Source organism: Halocella sp. SP3-1, from assembly GCF_003953885.1.
Classification (GTDB): domain Bacteria; phylum Bacillota; class Halanaerobiia; order Halanaerobiales; family DTU029; genus Iocasia; species Iocasia fonsfrigidae.
On sequence record NZ_CP032760.1, the window covers coordinates 3,017,448 to 3,039,014 of the forward strand.

The window sequence follows — 21,567 nt, forward strand, 5'->3', positions numbered from 1 at the left end:
TTAATTTCCTCTAATTTCTGCGGAGAAGGAATCTCTTAAGAGTTTTAATATCTTATTAAAGAGTTCATTCACTTCTTCATCCCGTAATGTTCTATCCTCTGCCTGAAAAAGCAGCTTAAAAGCAAGGCTCTTAAGGCCTTCAGGGATTTGATCCCCTTCATAGAGATCAAATATCTCCACTTTCTTCAATATATCTCCAGCCTCCTGTTTAAGTAACCTTAGTATTTCACCTGAATTAATCTCGTTTTTTACAAGGATAGCCAGGTCACGTTCAACTGCAGGATATTTAGGTAATTTACTATATTTTTTATCCAGATTAACTGCCTTAATAACAGCTGTTAAATCAAGCTGAAAAAGAGCTGTCCTCTCTTTCAGATCAAGTTCAGTAATTATAGCAGGGAGAAGCTCGCCAAGATAACCAATCTCCCCACCGTCAAGCTCAATACTTGCTGTCCGTCCAGGGTGAAGAAAACTCTGCCTGGCTGGTTTAAAGAGAAAACTATCAATACCAAGTCTGCTAAAATAGCTCTCTAACACCCCTTTTAAGTAAAAGAAATCAGCTGCAGCTGACTGCCAGCTATCCTCTGGATAGCCCATACTCCCCCCAGCAAGTTTCAATTCCTGTTGAAAGGGTTCTTCCCCTACCTGTCTGAAAAACACATTGCCTATTTCAAAGACAGCCATCCTATCAATCTGTCTTTTAGCATTATTAGATAAAAGTTCAACTATACCCGGTAGTAGGGAAGTCCTCATTAAAGCATATGATTCATTTAAAGGGTTTTTAATCCTGACCCATTCCCTGAGCCTGCTATCTTCAGGGAGCCTGAACAACTCATAATCTTCTTTACCTTGAAGACTAAAATTGATAATCTCATCCAATCCAGCAGAAATCATTAGCTCCCTGCTGATATCCTCCAGAGACTGTTGAGAGGTCTTTCCACCCTGCTGTTTGCTTTCTGGAACAGTTACCGGGATATTATTATAGCCGTAGACACGAGCCAGTTCTTCAATAAGGTCTGCTTCCCGCTCTACATCATTACGATATGAAGGGACAGCTACCTTGACCAAACCCTCATTTTCCCCCTTAATGAGAAAACCAAGTTTATTAAGCATCTGACTAATATCTTTGGCAGTTAAGGAAATACCTAATATATTATTTACATAATCAGTCTCAAGTACTATTTCTAACGGCTGGTAAGGTTCAGGATATATATCAATTATTCCACTTACTACTTCACCACCAGCATATTCCTGCATTAGATAAGCCGCCCTCCGGCCGGCTTCAACAACACCTTCAATATCAATACCGCGTTCAAAGCGGTGTGATGCCTCACTGGGAAGGCCCAGTTTTTTAGCAGTCTTTCTAATATTAACAGGATTAAAATAGGCTGATTCCAGAAATATTGTACTAGTATCCTCAGTTACCTCACTATTTGCTCCTCCCATAACCCCTGCCAGGCCAACTGCTTCTTTAGTATCAGCAATAACCAACATCTCCTCATTAAGCTGACGCTCCTGGTCATCAAGGGTTATTAATTTCTCCCCTGATCTGGCCCGACGAACAATAATTTTTTTCTCATTGATTGTATCAAAATCAAAGGCATGTAGTGGTTGATTGTACTCAAGGAGTACATAATTAGTAATATCTACTACATTATTAATCGGTCTAATTCCTGCTGCTTTGAGGTTTTGTTGCATCCATTCAGGTGAAGGCCCTATCTTAACATTCTTGATAATTTGGCCGGTATAGCGGGGGCATAATTCTTTATCCATGACCTCTATACTGACATAATCCCTTATATCTTCCTTATTATCATTATTAATCTTAATCTCAGGTCTCTTCACTTTTACATCTTCCTGAAGTGATTTTAACTCCCTGGCAATGCCTAGCATACCCAGACAGCGGGCATAGTTTGGTGTTAAATCAAGATCAAAGACATAATCGTCCAGCCCTAAATATTTTACTAACTTTTCACCTGGTACAGCCTGTTCTCCCAAAATCATGATCCCTGATGCCCTTTCCTGACTTAAACCAAGTTCATCAGTAGAACAGAGCATTCCATTTGATGGTTCACCACGTAATTTGGTCTTTTTAATCTTCATACCATTTGGTAGTTCAACACCTGTTCTGGCAACAGGTACCCTGGCACCTTCAACAACATTCGGTGCCCCGGTAACTATCTGTAACAACTCATCACCTGTATTTAGCTGACAGATAACCAGTTTATCAGCATTAGGGTGTTCCTCTATTTTCTCAATCTCACCTATTATGATATCCTCAATCCCCTCACCTAGATATTCCATGGAATCCACTTCCAATCCAGCCATAGTAAGTACATAATCCAGTTCTTCCGGGGTATATGAGAGATCAATATATCTCTTTAACCAATTATAAGAAACCTTCATTAATAAACACCTTCCCTATCTTTAAAATTGATGCAGAAATCTTTTATCATTTTCATATAAAAGCCTGATATCTTCTATCCCATACTTTAGCATCGCAATCCTATCTAAACCCATCCCGAAGGCAAAACCACTATAAATAGAGGTATCAACACCAGCCATCTCTAGAACATTAGGGTGCACCATACCGGAACCCATTACTTCAAGCCAACCAGTCTGAGAACAAAGACGGCAACCCTCTCCACCACATATTACACAGGAAATATCAACCTCTGCACTGGGTTCAGTAAATGGAAAATAACTGGGACGAAACCTTGTTTTGGTATCTTCACCATAAATAGCCTTTACAAATAACTCTATTGTTCCCTTAAGGTCACTAAAAGCAATTCCCTTATCAACAAGCAGACCTTCTAGTTGATGAAACACAGGAGAATGTGAAGCATCCAGCTCATCAGAGCGGTAAACACGCCCAGGGGCAATTATCCTGATTGGTGGTTGATTCTCTACCATAGTTCTAATCTGTACTGGTGATGTGTGTGTCCTTAAAAGGTAATTATCATTAATATAAAAGGTATCCTGCAGGTCACGGGCAGGATGGTGTTTAGGGACATTTAGAGCCTCAAAATTATTATATTCATTTTCTATTTCTGGTCCTTCAGCTATTGTATAGCCTAGACCTATAAATACCTCTCTAATTTTATTTGAAATATTTGTTAAAGGGTGTACATGTCCAATATTAGGCTCTTTACCAGGTAGGGTAACATCTATCTTTTCGTCAGCAAGCCTTTTTTGTTCTGCTAATTCTGTCAGTTCATCCTTTTTATCTTGTAAGAGCTTATTGAGCTTATTTTTAAGCTGGTTAGCTATCTTACCAACTACAGGCCTTTCCTCAGCTGGTATTTTACCCATTTGACGGAGGACATCGGTAATTTTTCCCTTCTTACCCAGAAAATCAATCCTTAACTCCTCTAATGTCTCTAAATCATTAACAGTACTGAAGATTTTTTTTCCTTCTTCTTCAATCTCTTTAAGTCTTTCCTGTAAATTCACCATAAAACACCTCCATAAATATATAAAAAATCTCTCATCCAAGGGACGAGAGATCGCGGTACCACCCTACTTTACCTCCACCTAAGTAAAGGTTACTTGTTTAATATAACGGAACAATAAATCCCGGTTAGACCTACTCAATTTCAGCCTACAGCTCCAGAGTGAACTTCATTACCACAACTTCAGACTGTTTACAGTCGATGACAGCCATTCCCTGTGAAGTCTATCAGGCAACTACTCTCTCTTTCATCACTTTTAAACTATATGAATTCCTGTTTGTTTGGGGTATATCTCATCATTAGATACATCTGTTTATAAACCAGATATGCATTAATAGAACCCGTTTCTTCAAAAAGCCTCCAGAAAAATGTTGCGGTCAAGCCCATTAGGACCACATCCTTCCAAGAGAGATATATTATGATTATATTTAAGATTATATCATACTCCCTTTATATTGACAAGGATTTAGACCTATTTTTTGAAAAAATTTCTGAAAATAACAAACATTTTATTCTATTTTTTCTTCCAGCGCTTTATACATTATAATACCAGCAGCGATAGCAGCATTTAAGGAATCTATATCACCTATAATGGGTATCTTAATAAGTCTATCAGCCATTTCCAATATCTCCCGGGAGACCCCATGGGCTTCATTACCAATAACCAGCATACTCCTGGGATTATAGTTAATATTATAATAGTATTCTTTCCCACTTAAATCAGCAGCAATCAGATTATAAGTAGAGAGCTGTGAAACTAATAATTCTTTAAAGGCAGCCAGTTCTATATCTGTTATTATCGGGATATTAAAGACAGCACCCATAGTAGCCCTGAGCACTTTTAGATTATATATGTCAACACTACCTTTAAGTACTATGATCCCAGCAACCCCTGCTGCTACTGCAGTGCGAATTACAGTACCCATATTACCCGGATCCTGAAGTCTATCCAGCACAAGTATAATTCCTTTGTCAATAAAATCATTAATATGATAGACAGGTTCATCAACAACCCCTATAACCCCCTGAGGGGTAACTGTATCTGCTAATTCATTTAAAAGACCTTCTTCAACCAGAACTACCATATCCCTACCGACCAGATTAGTAATCTTTTGTCCTTCAGGGGAGTCATAAAAAGAAGGAGTTAAAAATATAGTCTCAAAATCAGCATTGCTATTTAAAGCCTCATTTATAATCCGGTATCCCTCAAGAATAAACTTGCCCTCTTTCTTTCTGTATTTACGTAGGTATAATTTCTGCAGGTATTTTATTCTGACATTCCCGGTACTACTTATTACTCCATTCATCATTAACACCCCCATATAAAAACCCCCGGAAGTAATTACCGGGGAATATATATTGGCCTGACTATACTTTATTGCTCCAACAAATATACTTGTCAATCTTTAAACTCGCTAAAGACCTAATTCCTCTTTAGCAACAGATACCAGTTCACTAAAGCTATTTTCATCACGAACAGCAATATCAGCTAACATTTTACGATCAATTTCAATATTAGCCTTTTTTAAACCATTGATAAACTTACTATATGAAAGACCATCTTTACGTGCCGCAGCATTGATTCGGGTTATCCAGAGTTTCCTGAATTCCCTCTTTTTTGCCCGGCGGTCTCTATAGGCATAGTGAAGTGATTTCATAACAGCCTGATTGGCTGGTCTATATAATTTACTCTTAGCACCAAAATAACCCTTAGCCATCTTTAATACCTTTTTTCTTCTACGGCGGGCTTTAGTACCCCTCTTTACACGTGGCATATTCTATTTCCCCTTTCAACATTATTATTTATAAGGTAACAATTTTTTATATCTTTTTTCATAGGTTTTATCAATTAAAGTACTTTTCCTGAGATTTCTCTTTCTTTTACCAGTTTTTTTGGTTAATATATGACTATGAAAGGCCTTACTCCTCTTGAGTTTGCCTTTACTGGTCTTTTTAACCCGTTTAGCAATACCTTTATGGGTTTTAATCTTAGGCATAACATAATCCTCCTCTTATATTTTATTTATCCATATCAGGGGTCAAGAACATAAACATATTACGCCCTTCCATCCTAGGTTTACTCTCTACTTTACCCAGGTCTTCAGTCCCTTCTATTAATCTATCCATTAAACCATATCCTAATTCTTTATGGACAAGTTCCCGGCCGCGGAACTTAACCCTGACTTTAACCTTATCTTTATCCTTTAAAAATCTCCTGGCCATTTTAAGTTTTACATTAAAATCATGGTCTTCAATCTTTACACCCATCTGCACTTCCTTGATATTCATAACATTTTGGTTCTTTTTAGCTTTCTTGGCCTTTTTCGCCTGTTCATACTTATATTTACCATAATCCATCACTTTACATACAGGCGGTTTGGCCTGTGGGGCAACCTCAACCAGATCAAGTTCCTTTTCTTCTGCCATCCTTAAAGCATCATTTCTAGAAAGTATCCCGACCTGTTCTCCTTCCGAGGAAATCAATCTTACCTCTCTTGCCCTGATATTATCATTAATCCTTAAATCATTACTACCGATTTTTTATGCACCTCCTGATTTTTCAAACACATTTTATTTTTGACATAATAATCTTCAGCAAAAATCTGTGATTATTTCACAAGCTCAAAAGATTAGTGCCTATAATAAAAATAGCGGATGGAATACCACCCGCCTAAAAAACATAAGATACAGCTATAGAAAAGTAATCAAAACTCTTCTAATAAGCCTTTATCTATTAACCAGTGTCTTTTACTGGTGAGAAACGGGGGTTTCTACTTTATTATCTATCTTAGTATAACACAGTATATAATTAAAGTCAATTATAACATAATTAATTTTTTTACAAATTTTATTTATTCTGTCAAAAGTATATAGTCATGGACATTCTCATATACTTCCCTGGGGATCTCAATATATAGATTGAAATCATCAGTCTTAATCGGTAATAAGGTTTTTAACTTTCCTTTTTCTTCTATTTTAATCGCTCTGATAGACTGATTTTTAAATGATTCGCGAAACAATTTACTCTTTTCACTAATAATAAAACTTGTAGTAATAACTTTATTATATATAAGGGAATATAAGGCAACAAAAAAAGCCTTACTAATATCAGCATTTATTTCCTTAAGTAATGGTATAAATTCAATATGAAAATCACGTTGATTAATTGCCTTCCTTATTTCTGTAGATTTCCCTTTAATATTGACAAAAGATTTTTTAAGCTGTTTCATTATCTCTTTATCATAGGTATTTACAAAACTCAATCTACCTTTCCCATAGGAGTAAGATTTTATTTTAACCTTTAAGATGGCCAGTTCATTATTATTTATTATCTGCCCTATGTAGATAACTCCTGGTTCTGGCAGTTTTTGTTTTAATTGATAATTATATTTATCCTCTGGGAGTGAAGGTATTACTTTTTCACTACCATCTACAGCAGCACATTCAAACAACTGCTCAGAATATTCAAAGGGATAAAATTTTACTAGATAGTCTTTGATTCTCTTTCTACCTTCTAAAGCCAATTCTAAGTAATTTTTAAGCCTTGCTTTACTAACATTACCATCTGGATGTAATAATTTTATATACCCTGCTACCGTTTTTTTAACAGATCTACTATCTCTGGTATCCAAATTTTTATCAAGTTGAAAATAATCCTCAACAATTTCTGTATAATCCTCATCCCTTAATCTATTAAACGCAGCAAATAAATAATTATCTAGTAAACCATTTTTTCCGGTCAGGCAATCAGTTAATAGTTTATTGATTTCCCACCCCGGTAGATAAAAATTCAAACGATCAATCAAAGCCATATCCCGTAATAATTCCGGTAAGGGAGCAAAAACATTTTTATTCAATAAAAGTTTTATATCTTCATTTATATTTCCCAGCAAGACAATAGAACTATCAGCATATATATCATGACTTCCTCTACTAAATGAACCTGATTCCATATAATCTTTCATAATCTGCACAGCAGTACTATCTTTAAAATTAACATGGGCTACTTCATCAAAGGCAATGACATTTTTTCTACCAACTAAGCCAATCTGTCTAGTACCCAGATTATAAAACATATTGGCAATAGTAGTTTTGCCCCCAGAAACAAGAATAGAATCGTCTGTCATTTGTCGGTAAAGATATGATTTCCCTGTTCCCCTATAACCAAGTTCAATCAAATTATAATTTTTTTCCACAAAAGGAATCAAACGTGCCAACAAAAGATAAGATTGTCTTTGAGTTAACTGGTCTATTTCAAGTCCAATACTCCGAAATAACAAATCAAGCCAGTGTTCAGTATCCAGGCTTGCAACCCGTTTAACATAGTCTTTAAAATCAAATGAATTACCCTGCAATAAAATTAATTCCTCTAAAGCAAATTCAATATCAGGACTAGCTACATCATTGAGATATTTTATTCTAATTTCACACCACTGTTCTTTTTCTAATAAACAGGGGTTTTCCCTTATTAATTCTTTCTCAACTAACACCCTGTTAATACCTAAATTTAAACAATCAGCTAAATATTTTTTATTACTTTGAAAATACTTTACCTTTAATTTATCTATGATGCTGCAGGTCCCCTCACCCCTGATCTTTGACAGTAAACTTGCACTTTTCTTAGGGTGTACTAATTTACCACTAATCATTTCGCTAAACAAGTCAGGGTCTGTCGGAGGTTTTTCAGAGCGATGGATAATATTCTCGATAACATAATGGGGAATATTATGATTATTCCTCAGTTTATTAATATATTCCTTTTTGATTAATTTATCAGAGAATACTTCATCCCCTTTTTTTTCAACTGTAGACATATATTATCACCATCTGTCAACATTATATAGAGCAAAAATTATCTAACTAGGACTATTATATCAGATTTTATTATATTTTTTCAATAATTTATTTCATAATTATCCATTTCTCGACACATATCTATATCACTTATATTTTTCAACAACTATCTCAATTTTTAATGGGTACAGATATGTGCCTTTTTTTTAATATCCATTTTTCAATCCTTTATTTCTTCTCTACTATTTCCTGTTTGATCCTTTCTTGAAAGCCATTTATTCCCATAACACCTATATCACCTTCGCGCCGTTCGCGGACAGAAACAGTCTTATCCTCCTCTTCATTACTCCCTACAATCAACATATAGGGAATTTGCTGTACCTGAGCCTGACGAATCTTATAGCCAAGTTTTTCATTACTATCATCGATCTCTACCCGGATTTTTACTTCTTCCAGGGTTTTTTTCAATGTTTTAGCATAGCTTAGCTGATCATCAGAGACAGGGATAATGGCAACCTGTACAGGAGACAACCAGACTGGAAAGGCGCCGGCATAATGCTCAATCAATATACCCATAAACCTCTCCAAACTACCATAGATTGCCCGGTGAATCATTACTGGACGGTGGTCATCACCATCTCTACCGACATATGTCAAATCAAACCGTTCCGGCATCTGAAAATCAAGCTGAATTGTACCACACTGCCAGGTTCTTCCTAGTGAGTCCTCTAGATGAAAATCAATCTTTGGACCGTAAAATGCCCCATCACCTTCATTAACTTCATAACTAAGATCGTTTTTTTCTACTGCCTCTTTTAATGCTTCTGTAGCCCTGTCCCATAATTCATCAGAACCCATGGCTTTTTCTGGCTTAGTACTCAATTCAACAGTATAATTAAAACCAAAAGCACTATAAATAATATCTACCAGTTTTATAACACCAGTTAACTCATCTACAATCTGTGAAGGCAGACAATATATATGGGCATCATCCTGAGTAAAATTACGCACCCGCATTAATCCATGTAAGGTGCCAGACAACTCATGACGGTGAACCAGGCCTAATTCAGCCATTCTAATAGGAAGGTCACGATAACTATGCATTTTATCTTTATAAACTAGAATACCACCTGGGCAGTTCATCGGTTTAATGGCATGGGCCTCCTGGTCTATCTCTGTATAATACATATTATCTTTATAGTGATCCCAGTGGCCAGATCTTCTCCAGAGTGATTGATTTAAAATAATCGGTGTCTTAATCTCCTGGTAACCAGCTTTATGATGCTCATCCCTCCAAAAGTTTATTAACTGATTCCTTAAAACCATGCCCTTGGGATGAAAGAATGGGAACCCCCTTCCTTCATCATGCATACTGAATAAATCAAGTTCCCGGCCTAATTTCCGGTGATCTCTCTTTTTAGCCTCTTCTAGACGTTCTAGGTATTCTTCAAGTTCCGACTTTTTGCGGAAGGATGTACCATAAATCCTCTGTAACATCTTATTATTTTCATCACCGCGCCAGTAAGCACCTGCAATGTTTAGCAGTTTATAGGCCTTTACCTTCCCAGTAGAAAAAAGGTGTGGTCCACGGCAGAGGTCAGTAAACTCCCCCTGATGATAAAGACTCACATATTCATCATCAAAACCATTGATTAATTCCACCTTATAGTTTTCACCTTTTTCTTTCATTAATTTGGCAGCATCTTCTTTTTTGATTAGCTCCCTTTCAATTGGTAAGTCTTCCTTAATTATTTTTTTCATCTCAGTCTCGATCTCTTTAAGGTCTTCAGGTGAAAACCTCTTCTTCAGGTCAAAATCATAATAAAAACCATCTTCAATAGTTGGCCCAATCGCCAGTTTTACATCACCATAAATACGTTTAACTGCCTGGGCCATAATATGGGCAGTAGTATGCCTCATTATATCCAGACCTTTTTCTGAATCAGCTGTCACAATAGACAGGTCAACATCATCTTCAATACTTGTCCTCAAATCTACCAGTTCACCATCAATCTCCCCAGCTACTGCGGCCCTTCCCAGACCAGTACCAATGCTAAAAGCCACCTCACTAACAGTTACACCAGCTTCAAAACCCAGCTGTGATCCATCTGGTAAAGTAATACTAATCTCTGACATATATATCCCCTCCATTTTATAATCCTTAATTAAATATGCAAAAAGGCCTTATCCTCCTCTATTCTAGAGACGGATAAGGCCGCGGTTCCACCCTAATTAATCTTAAACAAGCATTTGTTTGCTGTTTAAAATTCACTTAACTAGATAACGGTATATGAACCGGATAGAAATACTTCAAGTTCATTCTATCAACTCCAGGGTGGTCTTCAGATATAAACATCCTGAGTGCTTTCAGCCAGGGCAACTCTCTCTGTATGGAGCCTTATACCTTACTCTCCCCTTCACAGTCTTTAGTTAATTTTTTATAATTATAATACCTCCAAGCGGGATTGTCAAGTTCCCTGCCCTTAAATTTAATCCTTTTTACACATCTGACAGCCAGTACATACTTCTACTCTATCACCAAATATTTTTTTGACTGTCTCCTCAGTTTCACTATCATCAAAATGAAGTATGATCTTAACAGGTGCCACATTAATAAGGGCACTAATCAGTAAATCTTCATGTTCTACGTCTTCATCAAACATTTCGGATAAATACCCTTCCAGATACTCATTATTAATCTTATTACCCAGTTTATCATAGATTTGAAAAGATTTATCCTCTTTCTGTAATACATGAACCATAGATATTCTGGGTTCCTGAAGATCCACAAAATACTTTAGTAATTCAATAAATTCATTATATTCTTTTTCAATAATGTAGTCATCTACCGCTTCCTCCACAGCACAATTCAAATCACTAATATAATCCTTTAATCTAAATCTTACAAAACCTTCTATATTAATATCCTGATTCTTATTAAAGTATTTTTGAATTTCTTTCATAACCTCCTGTTTCCTGACCAGTTTATTAAACATTTCATCAGGACGCAGTTTATTCTTTCTCATACCCTCTTCATTTAAACGATTTAAGGTTAATTCCTGGATCTTATCCCGCTCATCACCAGAAAACTGCTGATATTTATGTCTAATTATCCGAGTAATAAATTTTATTTCCAGACTGTCAATTACTATATCAGCTATAATACCTGCAATATATTCCAGGGCATTTATTTTTTTATTTTGCTCAAAATCTATTTTAAAAAGGGTATATCCTTTACTCTCTTCTTCAGCAAAAATTAGGCTTTGACCTAATTTCTGCTGCAATTTATCCTTTATCTCATTTGAGAAATCCAATGTTGAGATAGTTATCCCCATTTTTATCACTCCTTATATCTATATTATTATATGAACCAGCTGAAATTTGTATACAACTATTAGCTGCAAAATAAAAACCGTACATCTATAAAATGTACGGAATTGTAATTACTATTAAGTTTTAAATATGGTGTGGGTAAACGGACTTGAACCGCTGACCTCCACGATGTCAACGTGGCGCTCTAGCCAACTGAGCTATACCCACAACTATAAAGTGGTGCCGGGGGTCGGGCTCGAACCGACACGGGTAAAAATACCCACCGGATTTTAAGTCCGATGCGTCTGCCAATTCCGCCACCCCGGCAAAACAATAAAGTATCATTTAACTTAATGACAATTAGTATTATAGCATTATCCAATATTGCTGTCAAGAAAATCAAGTAAAAATTTTAATATATATTTAACATAATATTAATGAGTGTAATTGATATAATCACCCCATTTATCGACAAAAGCTGTTACACTTAGGAAAGAAGAGAGAAGAGTTATAATAACACTGGAGACAAGAATATAAGGTCAGCACCTCACTTACAATGAGTCAGTGCTGACCTATTTAGTAATTAAAACTGTACTATTGATTTTTAATTAATCAACAACATCTAATTCAATAATCCTTAAATCAAGATTACCTTTTTTATATTCCTGGTCAATTTTTTCTACCATCTTTTCAATAGTATTAGCTTTTATAAAAGGAACATCTTCACTCCCCTGAGACATCTGTTCTACAATATTATTGATTCCCGCTACTAGCCCGGAGATATAATAGACTTTTTGCTCATAATTCATCTTCTGCCAGTCATGGCCATTCCATAAGTCTGTCCTATCCTTTCCCGGCAAATTCACCTTTGCAATTACAATCGAAGAAATCAACAATACTATCAAAAGACTAAAAATAATTTTCTTCAAGTATAACCCTCTCCTTTTTAGACACTTTTTAGTATATTTCTAGATATAATATTATTTTCCTGCATTAAATCCAATAGAATTCTGTCTAAAATCAGCAAAACATCGTAAATTTACGTTAGATTATTTATATGGTATAATTACTAATAAATAATTTACTTAAACAATTAACTGTTATTTATATCTAAACAACTACTATTATAGTACTGCTTCCCGGAGATAAACAAAGTGTTAATTATAAAAGTGAAAACCTGATAAAGAGACAAAAACATTAAAAAGGGGAATGATATTATTGTTGGTCAGAAGACAATTCAACTTGGTATTAGCTCTGGTCATTATTCTTGGTCTAATTACTATTTTTCCCATTAAAGCTGTTGGGGAAAGAGAAAAAAATATTTTTCTTAATAACCAGCAGTTCAAACAGGGAGAACTGATAATAATAAGGACTGAAAATCAGCATATCTACAGGATTAATTTTAATCAAAAGGAATATCATCTTTACAAAGATAATAATACAACTGGTTTCTTGGCTCTCATCCCCATTTCCTACTGGCTTAAACCAGGAGAATATAAACTTGAAATAAATGGACAAAATTTCAATATGCTTAAGGATATTAAAATCCTACCAGGAAATTTTAGAAAGAGCTATCTAGATGTTGATAGTGAAAAAGAAGAAATAGTCAGACCCCAGAGCAAAGAAACAATTGAAAGAAAGAAAAGAGACAATCAGCTAATAAATAAAGCCCGCAAAAATTCCTCTAACACACGACTATGGCAAGGTAAATTTATCTGGCCAGTAGATGGTACTATCTCTACCCCTTTTGGAGCAACAAGATATATCAATAACAGATTACAAAACCGTCATTCCGGTTTAGATATTGCTGCCTCCAAAGAGACTGCTGTTAAAGCTGCTGCCAGTGGTATTGTAAAACTGGCAGCAGAATTGCTGGTAACTGGTAATACCATAATTATTGACCATGGTTGGAATATCTCCAGTTCCTACTGCCACCTGGACGACATCAAAGTAAGTGCTGGACAAAAAATAGAAAAGAGAGATATCATCGGCAGTATAGGGTCAAGCGGTTTTTCAACTGGACCCCATCTTCATTGGACAGTAAAAGTTAATGGGGTCTTTGCTAACCCCGAATGGTTTATAAATTCTTTATTTTAATTTAGAGAGAACTATATTTTATTTACTTGTCTTGATAGAGAAACAAATCTGAACCAGCTACAAGTGCAGGTATATTGATAATAACCTGTGTCTGGTTTAATGATAAATTAAAATTCTTTTCAATTTCTTTACCAACAACCTTACCACTTTCAAGCTCCTGTAAGACTATTTTATGTCGAGGACCTGCTAGATAAATCACATTTCTTTTCCCAGGATTAAGTGTTGTTCTACCGAGTTTTTCTCCGTCAACCCAGACTTCATATCTGACAGCTGCAGTATAAGTTTTTCCAGCTATAGTCAGATCCCGGTTATCAATGAATACCTTATGTTCCTTTCCGATAATAAAGAATATAATCCCCAGCATAAGCAAAAAAGCTACAAGAATAATTCTAAGTATTATTTTCTTCACGAAAAATCACTCTTTTCACTATCTCTCTGTAGAGAAACCTTATGTAATATCATGGCCTTTTTCCTCTCATTCTCCTTCTCAACTCTACTTTTCCAGGCATATAAAGCCAGGGAAAAAGCAATCACACCATAGGTAATAAATACCCTGAAATACTCACCTAATTGAGCTGAACCAATTAATTCTTTACCAGCCCTGGGTGAAACAATAAAAACTGTATGAAAGAGAATAACACCAACAAAAACATTAAATACCGAAGCCCTGGCTACTGAAGCCCCACCAACCAGGAGGGCAGCAATAGCAAAAAACCCAATCTGTTCATGACTGTTATAGGTATTAACTGTTCCGATATTCTGCAGATAGATAATCATCCCATAAGAGGCCAGTACTGTAGAGATAATAATAGCGATAATCCGGGTTTTTTCTACATCAATCCCGGCAGACCTGGCTACTTCCATATCCTGACCTACTGTTCTCATATCCTGTCCTAATTTTGTCTTCTTAAACCAGATAATAAATAGGCATAAGCCAGTTATTACAATTATAGTTAAAACCGGGATCTTTATCCCAAAAAGGTTTAATCTAATTAAATTATCAAGGCTTTGTCTAACACCATCTAGATTAACAGCATTCCTGATTCCATATCCCCTGCTTAAGAGGATCTCATTATTAGAAACAGGAATGATATTTCCCATACCATAGAGAACAATTAACTGGTAAATACCATTCATAAAAAATCCTAACATAAGACCTGTTACCATTTCTCTACCCTTCGCCTCATTAAGGACAACACCAGCAAAATAACCAAATACAATAGCAAAAGGGGTAGCCAGTAATATGGCCAGTAATATCCCGGGGAGACCTACTATATGCCAGTCTGTAATAAAGATTAAGCCTATCTCTCCAGCCATTGCTCCTAAAACTATTCCAAAATTCATACCCATACCTGCCATTACAGGAATTAATAGAGATAAAATCAAAAAAGAATTCCTGGTCAGTCTAGTCATAACCTCATTTGCTAGAAAACTTAGGGAAAATCCTGACATAGGTGCTGCCAGTACAACTATTATAATAAACATAATTGGTACAGCATAATCAATTAAAAACTTTTTAAACGGATTTATGGCCTTTAATGTACCTTGATTTATCATGCTCTCACCCTCATTTTTCTGGTTAACGCATAGACAATCATACCATTAGAGATAATGATCCTGATCGTCTCAGACATATCACTTTTTATAATATTATTCATAACTGAAGGGGTCATAGTTAAAATGCCCTGGAATAATAAAGCGCCTACAATTACATTCCACATCTTTACTTTACTAACAGAAGCCCCTCCAAGTAGAAGTGCTGCAATAGCTGGAAAGGCCATTAATAATGGTGCATTATAAAGCTGAATAAAACCAAAACTCTGCTGATAAACCAAGATACCAATAGCAGCAATAATTGTTGACATTATAATTGAATTCGTCCTGACCCTATCAACATTTATCCCACAGGAGCGGGCATAATCAGGATTAGAACCAACAGCTTCCATTGCTGTTCCTGTCTTTGTACGAAAAAATGCCCAGACAATAAGACATAACAAAGCAAAAAATAGTATGGTTCCAGTAGGAACAGTAATATGCGAGCCCAGTTGAAAACCCAAAAAACCATTTAAGATATGAAACCAGTAACCCTCTGTACTAATAGTTGTTCTAAGACCCTCTCCCCCATAAGCCCAGATCATATTTGGGTTTTCAAAGGGAAGGAGCAACCACATAATACTCATAAAGGAAACAGAGGAAAAACCCACATAAGTTGCAACTACCATTTCATCACCTTTAACCCTGTTTAAGAGCAAACCATAAAGATAACCCAAAACAAATGCCCAAAAAACAGCAACTACTATTGCAGTAAAAAAACCAATAAAGCCAATCAACTCCAATTCCAGACTAATTACTGCCCCCAACAGGCCTGCAATAATCCCTAACTGCAGACCAAAGTTAAGCCCACAGCCTGATTTAACCATGGGTACCAGTGATAGTACTAGAACAGCATTCATACCAAACCTGGCAATAAGATCATTTATTGATGTATCAACCCTTACACCAACAAAAGGGGCAATAATAAATAAAGAAAAAAGAAATAAGGCAATTAACAATCTAGGTAAACCTATTTTACCAATCATTTTTTTAATTTTATCTTTCAATCTCAACACCTTCTTCTGCTTTAGATTTACTAACCATTAAGAGACCAAATTCAACCCGTTCAGCAGTGGGGGGTAAAATACCCGCAATCTTCCCCTCATTAATAATAGCAATCCGATCAGAGATAGACCTTAATTCTTCCAGTTCAGAGGAGGTAATAATAATTGTTGTTCCATATTTTTCATTATACTGACACAAGGTATCAAGTACTAGCTTCTTGGCACCCACATCAATACCTCTGGTAGGCTCAGAAACAAAGAGGAGTTCAGGCTTTAAGGCAAAGGCTTTAGCCAAACAGATTTTCTGCTGATTCCCCCCGGAAAGTTCTCGGGCATACTGCCTCTCATTAACACATTTAATATTAAGTTTGGTAATATATTCTCTACTTAATTCAGTAATAGCTTGATCATCACGCCATTTAATTAAACCACCCAGATATTTTTTGATAAACTCCTCTTTAACCTGCATAACAGTAAAAGCTATATTCCAATTTAAAGATTGATCTAATAGCAAACCAGTTCCCCGTCTGTCTTCAGAAACAAAGGATAAGCCCTGCTGCAGGGGATTCCTGGGGTTATTTAGCTGAACAGTTTCACCTTTGAATAGCACTTCACCTTCTGAAGGATAAAGGCCCATAATTCCATTGGCAATCCCCAGTTTTCCCTGACCAGTTAAACCACCTATTCCCAAAATCTCCCCTTTTTTTGCATCAAAAGAAATACCATTAACCTGCTCACCTGGCATATCTACCCAGAGATTTTTTACCTCTAAGATAGGCTCTTTAAACTCCCTTGTCCTTTTTTTATGTATCACTTTTTCCTGACGAGCTTTTCCAACCATATATTCAGCTATTTCACGTTCACTGGTCTCAGCAGGATGCAGTTCTTTTTGAATCTCTCCATCCCTTAAGACAATAATATAATCTGATACAGCAAGTATCTCCTGCAGCCTGTGGGTAATAAAGATAATAGCAATACCTCTTTGTGAAATCTTTTTAATTGCGTTTAAGACTATATCGGCTTCACTCTCTGCCAGAACAGCTGTTGGTTCATCAAGTATCAATAATTTTGTAGATTCACGCTTAAGCTCCCGTGCTAACTCAGTAAACTGCCTGTACCCTACCGGCATATCCTTAACCAACATATCCAGGTCAAGGTCCACCCCCAGGAGTTTAATGGCTTCACTGGCCTGTTTCTTCATTTCTACCCTATCCAGTATATTCATTCTTTCACCAAATATTTCTGCTATTATATTTGGTCTACTAACTTCAAAATTTAAAAGGATATTCTCTACCGCTGTAAAGCCCGGAATTAGAATAAACTCCTGATGAACCATCCCAATACCAGCCTCTAAGGCCTCAAGAGATGAGCTAAAATTAACTCCTTCCCCATTAAAAATCAACCGTCCACCAAAACCACCGGTCTGACGAATATCTTCTAAGCCAAAAAGGATATTCATTAGAGTAGACTTTCCAGCTCCATTTTCCCCTACAAGTCCAATAATCTCACCAGACCTAACATTTAAATTAACATTCTTTAAAACCTGATTTCCATAAAAATCCTTACTGATATTCTCCATCTTTAGTAAATATTTTTCTTCCATTATAGTCTCACCTTCTGTTCTTACTGGTTAATTAAAAAAGGAAGGGAGGAGATAATTTCCCCTGATATTTGCCTTAACATATATCAAATCAGTTTATCTCCCTTTTTTTTATGTTATTGACCTATTTCGAAGTACTTAGCTGGAACCTCTAAATCAGTCATACCTAAATACCCCTTACCAAATATATAAGTATCCTGATATATGAGCATAAAATTCTCCCTTTCAATACCATCGGCATCAACATAGAGACTACCATTCCAGCCAGCACCCGGTGTAAACTCCTCATAAGCAGACATAATATCTTCCATATCCAGCAATTCTGAATTCCCTTCAATAACATTTTTAGCATGTTCTGCTAAAGCAGCTGAAGTAGAAAACCCAAAAGAATAGGCCCAGGTACCCATTCTACCAGAACCACCAGCCTGAATAACCTTTTTTTCAACCTTATCTAAAATCTTAGGCCAGTTCCCCTTCTCTTCATTACTAAATTCTACACCTAGAGCACCAGGATAACCCATAGTTGGTGAAGGTAAATCTGCTTCAATAAAATACCCACCTAATTCAGCAATCCTTTTTAACAGTGGCTCAGTATGGGCATCATTAGTACAGAAAAAAGCTGTTTTTTCCCCGTACTGTTCCAACCAGGCAGGAACTTTCTCTAAAATAAATTGCTGGGCGCCAGCAACACCTATATCACTTACCGGATCAGGTGAACCCATATCCACATAGTTCAGTCCCAGATCATTTGCAGTCTCACGCATAATATCCCTTCTCCGGGAAAGCATTTCATAACTCATATGCCTGGGAAAGGAGATATGCATAAAGGTATTTGCCCCCAGTTCCTGGGCAGCCTTAACAATTAAATACCCACGGGCAACAGCATCCGGATAGAGTGTTAAATCTGCCTCATCTGATAACATGTCAGGGTCTTCGTGAGGTGTACCAGCCAGCAGAAGAATATCCGGCCTCACTTCACGAATCCTTCTAAATGCTTCAACTGTACCCGGTACTGCCTGGTTAACAACAACTGCTTTCATCATAGGGTCGTCTGCCAGGGCCACAATCTGAATAATAGTTGTCTCCATCTCCTGCATGAAGTTATCAGGATAAGTTATATGGGTAATCATTCCACCCTCTGAACTATCACCATACCGCCTAATCATCTCTTCTGCCCCTCTAAGATCATCCTCTGATTGGGAGACAGTCCCTGTAACAATACCAATGTGAAAATTTTCTGCCATTACAGAAAAAGATAGCACTAAGATAAATACTAACACCAGTAATATTTTTTTCATCCTCTTCCTCCTAGAAATTTAATAATCAAACAGTTAACTTTAATAACCCTTCCTTTTTTTATAAAACATTAGAAAAAATACTTAGTATTTTTCTAATGTAATATCCATATAGTTTCACGCCTTAGCAATAAATATTTCTGGATAAAATTATCAATTCCTTCCTTGCATTACTATTAATTTATTTTTAGTAAACTATACTAATAAAAAATCCCCTTATTAGCAAACTATTTGCCTAAAGGGGAAATTATTACAGTATATTTATTTTGGAAATACTAAACAATCTTATCTACTACACGTCCAACTGGAGAATATGGGTCACGAGATTTCTTTTCGTCTATTTCAGTTTTTGGAGATGTATTCTTATCTTCATTGTTACTTTGTTTTAATTTTCTAATCTGCTCATTAATTTTCTCAATACGTTTTTTCAATTCTTCAATTTTTTTACGCCTGGCTTCCTCGTCTAAAGACTTATCTTGTTTACTTTGTTTTATCTGGTTTTGTAATTGCATTTTTTGCTGCTCAAGAATCTGTATTTTTTGTTGTAAATCAGATGATGTATTATTTGTAGAATTTTGTAGAAGAGAAATATTGGGACTCAATGCAGACATACTCATTTGACATACCACCCCCCACCTTTAAGATGATATTACATTCTTCATAATAAAACACTCTTTTTTGGGGAAATACATATTATTATACCATTATTATACAAATATATTATATTACAATTATACTAAGAAGTCAATAATCTCTGGGTAATATTAACAAAGATGTAGAACTTAATGTCACTCTAAGTAATATAAACAAAATGGCTATAACTGGCATATCAATAAATAGTATGTATTATATCTTGTACTTCCTGATTAGTTGTTTGGCCTTTTTTCTTGTTTTAGGACTAATACTAGAGGTCTTCTTTTTAATAAAATAAACAATTTCATTCATATAATTGTTCTTAAGAAACACATCGTCAAATATATTTAAAACATCACATTCTAATAGTGCTATCTGTTTTTCATTATAATGACATATCTTATCAATATTTAAAAGTCTAGTAACCACTTCATCGATTAAATCAAGTCTGGTTTTTAAAATAACTCTTATATTGTTTAAACAACATTTTCCAGTCATAAACTTTTTATCATTAATATGCTCAATAAATCTTGGCCATATTAAGGAAAAACGATCTTCATCATCAACCTTAACTAAGTTTGCAATTAATGTCAATCCAATATCTCTATGATAAGAATTATCATGATCTAATAATTCCACAATTTTATCCCAATATTTATAGTATAAAGAAGGTTCCTTCTTACTAGCCTCTGAAACCACGTAATAACAATGATAGTATATCATAATATCATTGTTTAAAAGTAATTCATTTACAATAAATTCTCTTATATTTGAATCATTATTGATGAACCTTACAAAATAATCCCGATCAAAATTCTTTTGAGAAATCTTCTCCAAAATCTCCTTTTTATTCATTTGTTCTCTCCTTAAATAATATACAAATTTAAAAATTAGAATTAACAAGTCCAGCAATTTTGATGGTTGTACCTTATTACTCTTTTATATATTTTTTAATCGTATTATCTAAGACTATAACTATTTATACCTTTTTTCATGTTCTAAAAGCCATTTTTTTCGCCAAAGACCTCCCCCATATCCTACTAACTTCCTATTGCTACCTATTACTCTATGACAGGGTATAATAATACCTATTTTATTTTTATTATTGGCATTTCCTACTGCCCTACTTGCATTTTCATTTCCAATAGCTACTGCTATTTCTTTATATGCTAAAGTTTGTCCATATGGAATATTAATTAGTTCCTTCCAGACCTTGGTTTGGAATTTTGTCCCAGTTGTTTTTAGGGGTAAATCAAATGTTTTTCTTTTTCCACTAAAATATTCACCTAACTGTTTTTTAGCTTCTATTAATACATCTTCTATTTTTTCCTGATACCTTTTTTCTTTATGAAATGTTAAACCTATTATGCTTCCTTCTTTAGACTGTATCTCTATTAACCCTAAAGGAGAATCATAATAACTCACATTATTCCCAACATCAAAAGCATCGGTTGAATCAAGTGACATCCTCATTTTACTATCTTTACTTTTTAAACCCTCTATTTCACTTTTTGTAATATTTATTTTTTTATGCATAGGTTTCTTCCTCCATAGTACCCATTAAAATATAGGCATGAATTTTAAACTAATCCCTAAACTCACCAGGTGAACATCCAGTTTGTTTACGAAACACAGCATAAAAAGCTGATATACTCGCAAATCCTACTTCCAAACCCTCCTGAACTTAAATATCTTAGTCTTTGTCTTTTAAATATACTACAACTCAAAATATATGATTTTTCTTCCTGTTTTTAACCAAGTAATTTTAGTACACTAATCACTAAAAT

General features: G+C 35.3%; 21 protein-coding genes, 2 tRNA genes and 2 other annotated features. Of the genes, 1 reads left to right on the forward strand and 22 read right to left on the reverse strand.

Annotated features, from left to right (window positions below; genetic code table 11):
- The 13 genes from pheT to D7D81_RS14620 all read right to left on the reverse strand — a co-directional run bounded on the left by pheT (position 1) and on the right by D7D81_RS14620 (position 12,487).
- Complete coding sequence (pheT, locus tag D7D81_RS14560) at positions 1-2,406, reverse strand: phenylalanine--tRNA ligase subunit beta (protein WP_125990784.1); 2,406 nt, start codon at positions 2,404-2,406, stop codon at positions 1-3.
- Positions 2,407-2,427: 21 nt separating this feature from the next.
- Positions 2,428-3,456, reverse strand: a complete 1,029-nt coding sequence (pheS, locus tag D7D81_RS14565) for a phenylalanine--tRNA ligase subunit alpha (protein ID WP_164522276.1) — start codon at positions 3,454-3,456, stop codon at positions 2,428-2,430.
- Positions 3,457-3,491: 35 nt separating this feature from the next.
- Positions 3,492-3,712: a binding site (T-box leader), on the reverse strand.
- 1 nt (position 3,713) lies between these two features.
- Positions 3,714-3,839 carry a YqzL family protein gene (locus D7D81_RS14570; RefSeq protein WP_125990785.1) on the reverse strand — a complete coding sequence of 42 codons (126 nt, stop codon included), beginning with the start codon at positions 3,837-3,839 and terminating at the stop codon, positions 3,714-3,716.
- 122 nt (positions 3,840-3,961) lie between these two features.
- Complete coding sequence (locus tag D7D81_RS14575; protein WP_164522277.1) at positions 3,962-4,762, reverse strand: TrmH family RNA methyltransferase; 801 nt, start codon at positions 4,760-4,762, stop codon at positions 3,962-3,964.
- A gap of 105 nt (positions 4,763-4,867) precedes the next feature.
- On the reverse strand, positions 4,868-5,227 hold the full coding sequence (gene rplT, locus D7D81_RS14580; protein WP_125990787.1) for a 50S ribosomal protein L20: 360 nt from the start codon (positions 5,225-5,227) through the stop codon (positions 4,868-4,870).
- Positions 5,228-5,251: 24 nt separating this feature from the next.
- Positions 5,252-5,449, reverse strand: coding sequence for a 50S ribosomal protein L35 (gene rpmI / locus D7D81_RS14585; protein ID WP_125990788.1), 198 nt, complete (start codon positions 5,447-5,449; stop codon positions 5,252-5,254).
- Positions 5,450-5,471: 22 nt separating this feature from the next.
- On the reverse strand, positions 5,472-5,936 hold the full coding sequence (gene infC, locus D7D81_RS14590) for a translation initiation factor IF-3 (protein WP_353622081.1): 465 nt from the start codon (positions 5,934-5,936) through the stop codon (positions 5,472-5,474).
- Positions 5,937-6,304: 368 nt separating this feature from the next.
- Positions 6,305-8,266: a BREX system Lon protease-like protein BrxL gene (brxL, locus tag D7D81_RS14595; RefSeq protein WP_125990790.1), complete on the reverse strand. Its 1,962-nt coding sequence runs from the start codon at positions 8,264-8,266 to the stop codon at positions 6,305-6,307.
- 208 nt (positions 8,267-8,474) lie between these two features.
- On the reverse strand, positions 8,475-10,382 hold the full coding sequence (gene thrS, locus D7D81_RS14600; RefSeq protein WP_125990791.1) for a threonine--tRNA ligase: 1,908 nt from the start codon (positions 10,380-10,382) through the stop codon (positions 8,475-8,477).
- A gap of 62 nt (positions 10,383-10,444) precedes the next feature.
- Positions 10,445-10,676 (reverse strand) — a binding site (T-box leader).
- A 59-nt stretch (positions 10,677-10,735) separates the two neighbouring features.
- Complete coding sequence (gene ytxC, locus D7D81_RS14605; RefSeq protein ID WP_125990792.1) at positions 10,736-11,581, reverse strand: putative sporulation protein YtxC; 846 nt, start codon at positions 11,579-11,581, stop codon at positions 10,736-10,738.
- A gap of 128 nt (positions 11,582-11,709) precedes the next feature.
- Positions 11,710-11,786, reverse strand: a tRNA-Val gene (locus tag D7D81_RS14610).
- 10 nt (positions 11,787-11,796) lie between these two features.
- Positions 11,797-11,885, reverse strand: a tRNA-Leu gene (locus tag D7D81_RS14615).
- A gap of 281 nt (positions 11,886-12,166) precedes the next feature.
- Positions 12,167-12,487 (reverse strand): hypothetical protein, encoded by a 321-nt coding sequence (locus D7D81_RS14620; protein ID WP_125990793.1) that lies wholly within the window; start codon positions 12,485-12,487, stop codon positions 12,167-12,169.
- A gap of 289 nt (positions 12,488-12,776) precedes the next feature.
- On the opposite strand from D7D81_RS14620, the gene D7D81_RS14625 reads away from it, so the two are divergent.
- The gene (locus D7D81_RS14625) at positions 12,777-13,655 is read left to right on the forward strand and encodes a M23 family metallopeptidase (RefSeq protein ID WP_164522278.1); all 879 of its coding nucleotides are present in this window, start codon (positions 12,777-12,779) and stop codon (positions 13,653-13,655) included.
- A 22-nt stretch (positions 13,656-13,677) separates the two neighbouring features.
- Here D7D81_RS14625 and D7D81_RS14630 read toward each other — a convergent pair whose 3' ends face one another.
- The 9 genes from D7D81_RS14630 to D7D81_RS20320 all read right to left on the reverse strand — a co-directional run bounded on the left by D7D81_RS14630 (position 13,678) and on the right by D7D81_RS20320 (position 21,452).
- Positions 13,678-14,064, reverse strand: coding sequence for a DUF6672 family protein (locus tag D7D81_RS14630; RefSeq protein WP_125990795.1), 387 nt, complete (start codon positions 14,062-14,064; stop codon positions 13,678-13,680).
- Complete coding sequence (locus D7D81_RS14635; RefSeq protein WP_125990796.1) at positions 14,061-15,212, reverse strand: ABC transporter permease; 1,152 nt, start codon at positions 15,210-15,212, stop codon at positions 14,061-14,063. The genes D7D81_RS14630 and D7D81_RS14635 overlap by 4 nt, the downstream gene beginning before the upstream one ends.
- Entirely contained in the window at positions 15,209-16,234 is a 1,026-nt protein-coding gene (locus D7D81_RS14640; protein ID WP_125992239.1) for an ABC transporter permease subunit, read from the reverse strand. Before D7D81_RS14640 ends, D7D81_RS14635 begins: the two co-directional genes overlap by 4 nt.
- Before the next feature lie 10 nt (positions 16,235-16,244).
- Positions 16,245-17,855 (reverse strand): sugar ABC transporter ATP-binding protein, encoded by a 1,611-nt coding sequence (locus D7D81_RS14645; protein WP_125990797.1) that lies wholly within the window; start codon positions 17,853-17,855, stop codon positions 16,245-16,247.
- Between the two features lie 113 nt (positions 17,856-17,968).
- Positions 17,969-19,150, reverse strand: coding sequence for a DUF3798 domain-containing protein (locus tag D7D81_RS14650; RefSeq protein WP_125990798.1), 1,182 nt, complete (start codon positions 19,148-19,150; stop codon positions 17,969-17,971).
- A 272-nt stretch (positions 19,151-19,422) separates the two neighbouring features.
- Positions 19,423-19,758, reverse strand: coding sequence for a FlxA-like family protein (locus D7D81_RS14655; protein WP_205739231.1), 336 nt, complete (start codon positions 19,756-19,758; stop codon positions 19,423-19,425).
- Between the two features lie 235 nt (positions 19,759-19,993).
- Positions 19,994-20,635: a hypothetical protein gene (locus tag D7D81_RS14660; RefSeq protein WP_125990800.1), complete on the reverse strand. Its 642-nt coding sequence runs from the start codon at positions 20,633-20,635 to the stop codon at positions 19,994-19,996.
- Between the two features lie 120 nt (positions 20,636-20,755).
- Complete coding sequence (locus D7D81_RS14665; protein ID WP_125990801.1) at positions 20,756-21,316, reverse strand: methylated-DNA--[protein]-cysteine S-methyltransferase; 561 nt, start codon at positions 21,314-21,316, stop codon at positions 20,756-20,758.
- A 49-nt stretch (positions 21,317-21,365) separates the two neighbouring features.
- A complete protein-coding gene (locus tag D7D81_RS20320) occupies positions 21,366-21,452 on the reverse strand; it encodes a helix-turn-helix domain-containing protein (protein ID WP_125992241.1) in 87 nt (28 codons plus the stop codon).
- Positions 21,453-21,567: the final 115 nt, after the last annotated feature.

Coding starts and splice junctions, on each gene's coding strand:
- D7D81_RS14570 (WP_125990785.1), bottom strand. CDS start 3,839: ATGGGCTTGACCGCAACATTTTTCTGGAGGCTTTTTGAAGAAACGGGT.
- pheS (WP_164522276.1), bottom strand. CDS start 3,456: ATGGTGAATTTACAGGAAAGACTTAAAGAGATTGAAGAAGAAGGAAAA.
- rpmI (WP_125990788.1), bottom strand. CDS start 5,449: ATGCCTAAGATTAAAACCCATAAAGGTATTGCTAAACGGGTTAAAAAG.
- D7D81_RS14645 (WP_125990797.1), bottom strand. CDS start 17,855: ATGGAAGAAAAATATTTACTAAAGATGGAGAATATCAGTAAGGATTTT.
- rplT (WP_125990787.1), bottom strand. CDS start 5,227: ATGCCACGTGTAAAGAGGGGTACTAAAGCCCGCCGTAGAAGAAAAAAG.
- D7D81_RS14640 (WP_125992239.1), bottom strand. CDS start 16,234: ATGATTGGTAAAATAGGTTTACCTAGATTGTTAATTGCCTTATTTCTT.
- D7D81_RS14660 (WP_125990800.1), bottom strand. CDS start 20,635: ATGAATAAAAAGGAGATTTTGGAGAAGATTTCTCAAAAGAATTTTGAT.
- D7D81_RS14575 (WP_164522277.1), bottom strand. CDS start 4,762: ATGATGAATGGAGTAATAAGTAGTACCGGGAATGTCAGAATAAAATAC.
- D7D81_RS14650 (WP_125990798.1), bottom strand. CDS start 19,150: ATGAAAAAAATATTACTGGTGTTAGTATTTATCTTAGTGCTATCTTTT.
- ytxC (WP_125990792.1), bottom strand. CDS start 11,581: ATGGGGATAACTATCTCAACATTGGATTTCTCAAATGAGATAAAGGAT.
- D7D81_RS14665 (WP_125990801.1), bottom strand. CDS start 21,316: ATGCATAAAAAAATAAATATTACAAAAAGTGAAATAGAGGGTTTAAAA.
- brxL (WP_125990790.1), bottom strand. CDS start 8,266: ATGTCTACAGTTGAAAAAAAAGGGGATGAAGTATTCTCTGATAAATTA.
- D7D81_RS14635 (WP_125990796.1), bottom strand. CDS start 15,212: ATGATAAATCAAGGTACATTAAAGGCCATAAATCCGTTTAAAAAGTTT.
- thrS (WP_125990791.1), bottom strand. CDS start 10,382: ATGTCAGAGATTAGTATTACTTTACCAGATGGATCACAGCTGGGTTTT.
- D7D81_RS14655 (WP_205739231.1), bottom strand. CDS start 19,758: ATGTCTGCATTGAGTCCCAATATTTCTCTTCTACAAAATTCTACAAAT.
- pheT (WP_125990784.1), bottom strand. CDS start 2,406: ATGAAGGTTTCTTATAATTGGTTAAAGAGATATATTGATCTCTCATAT.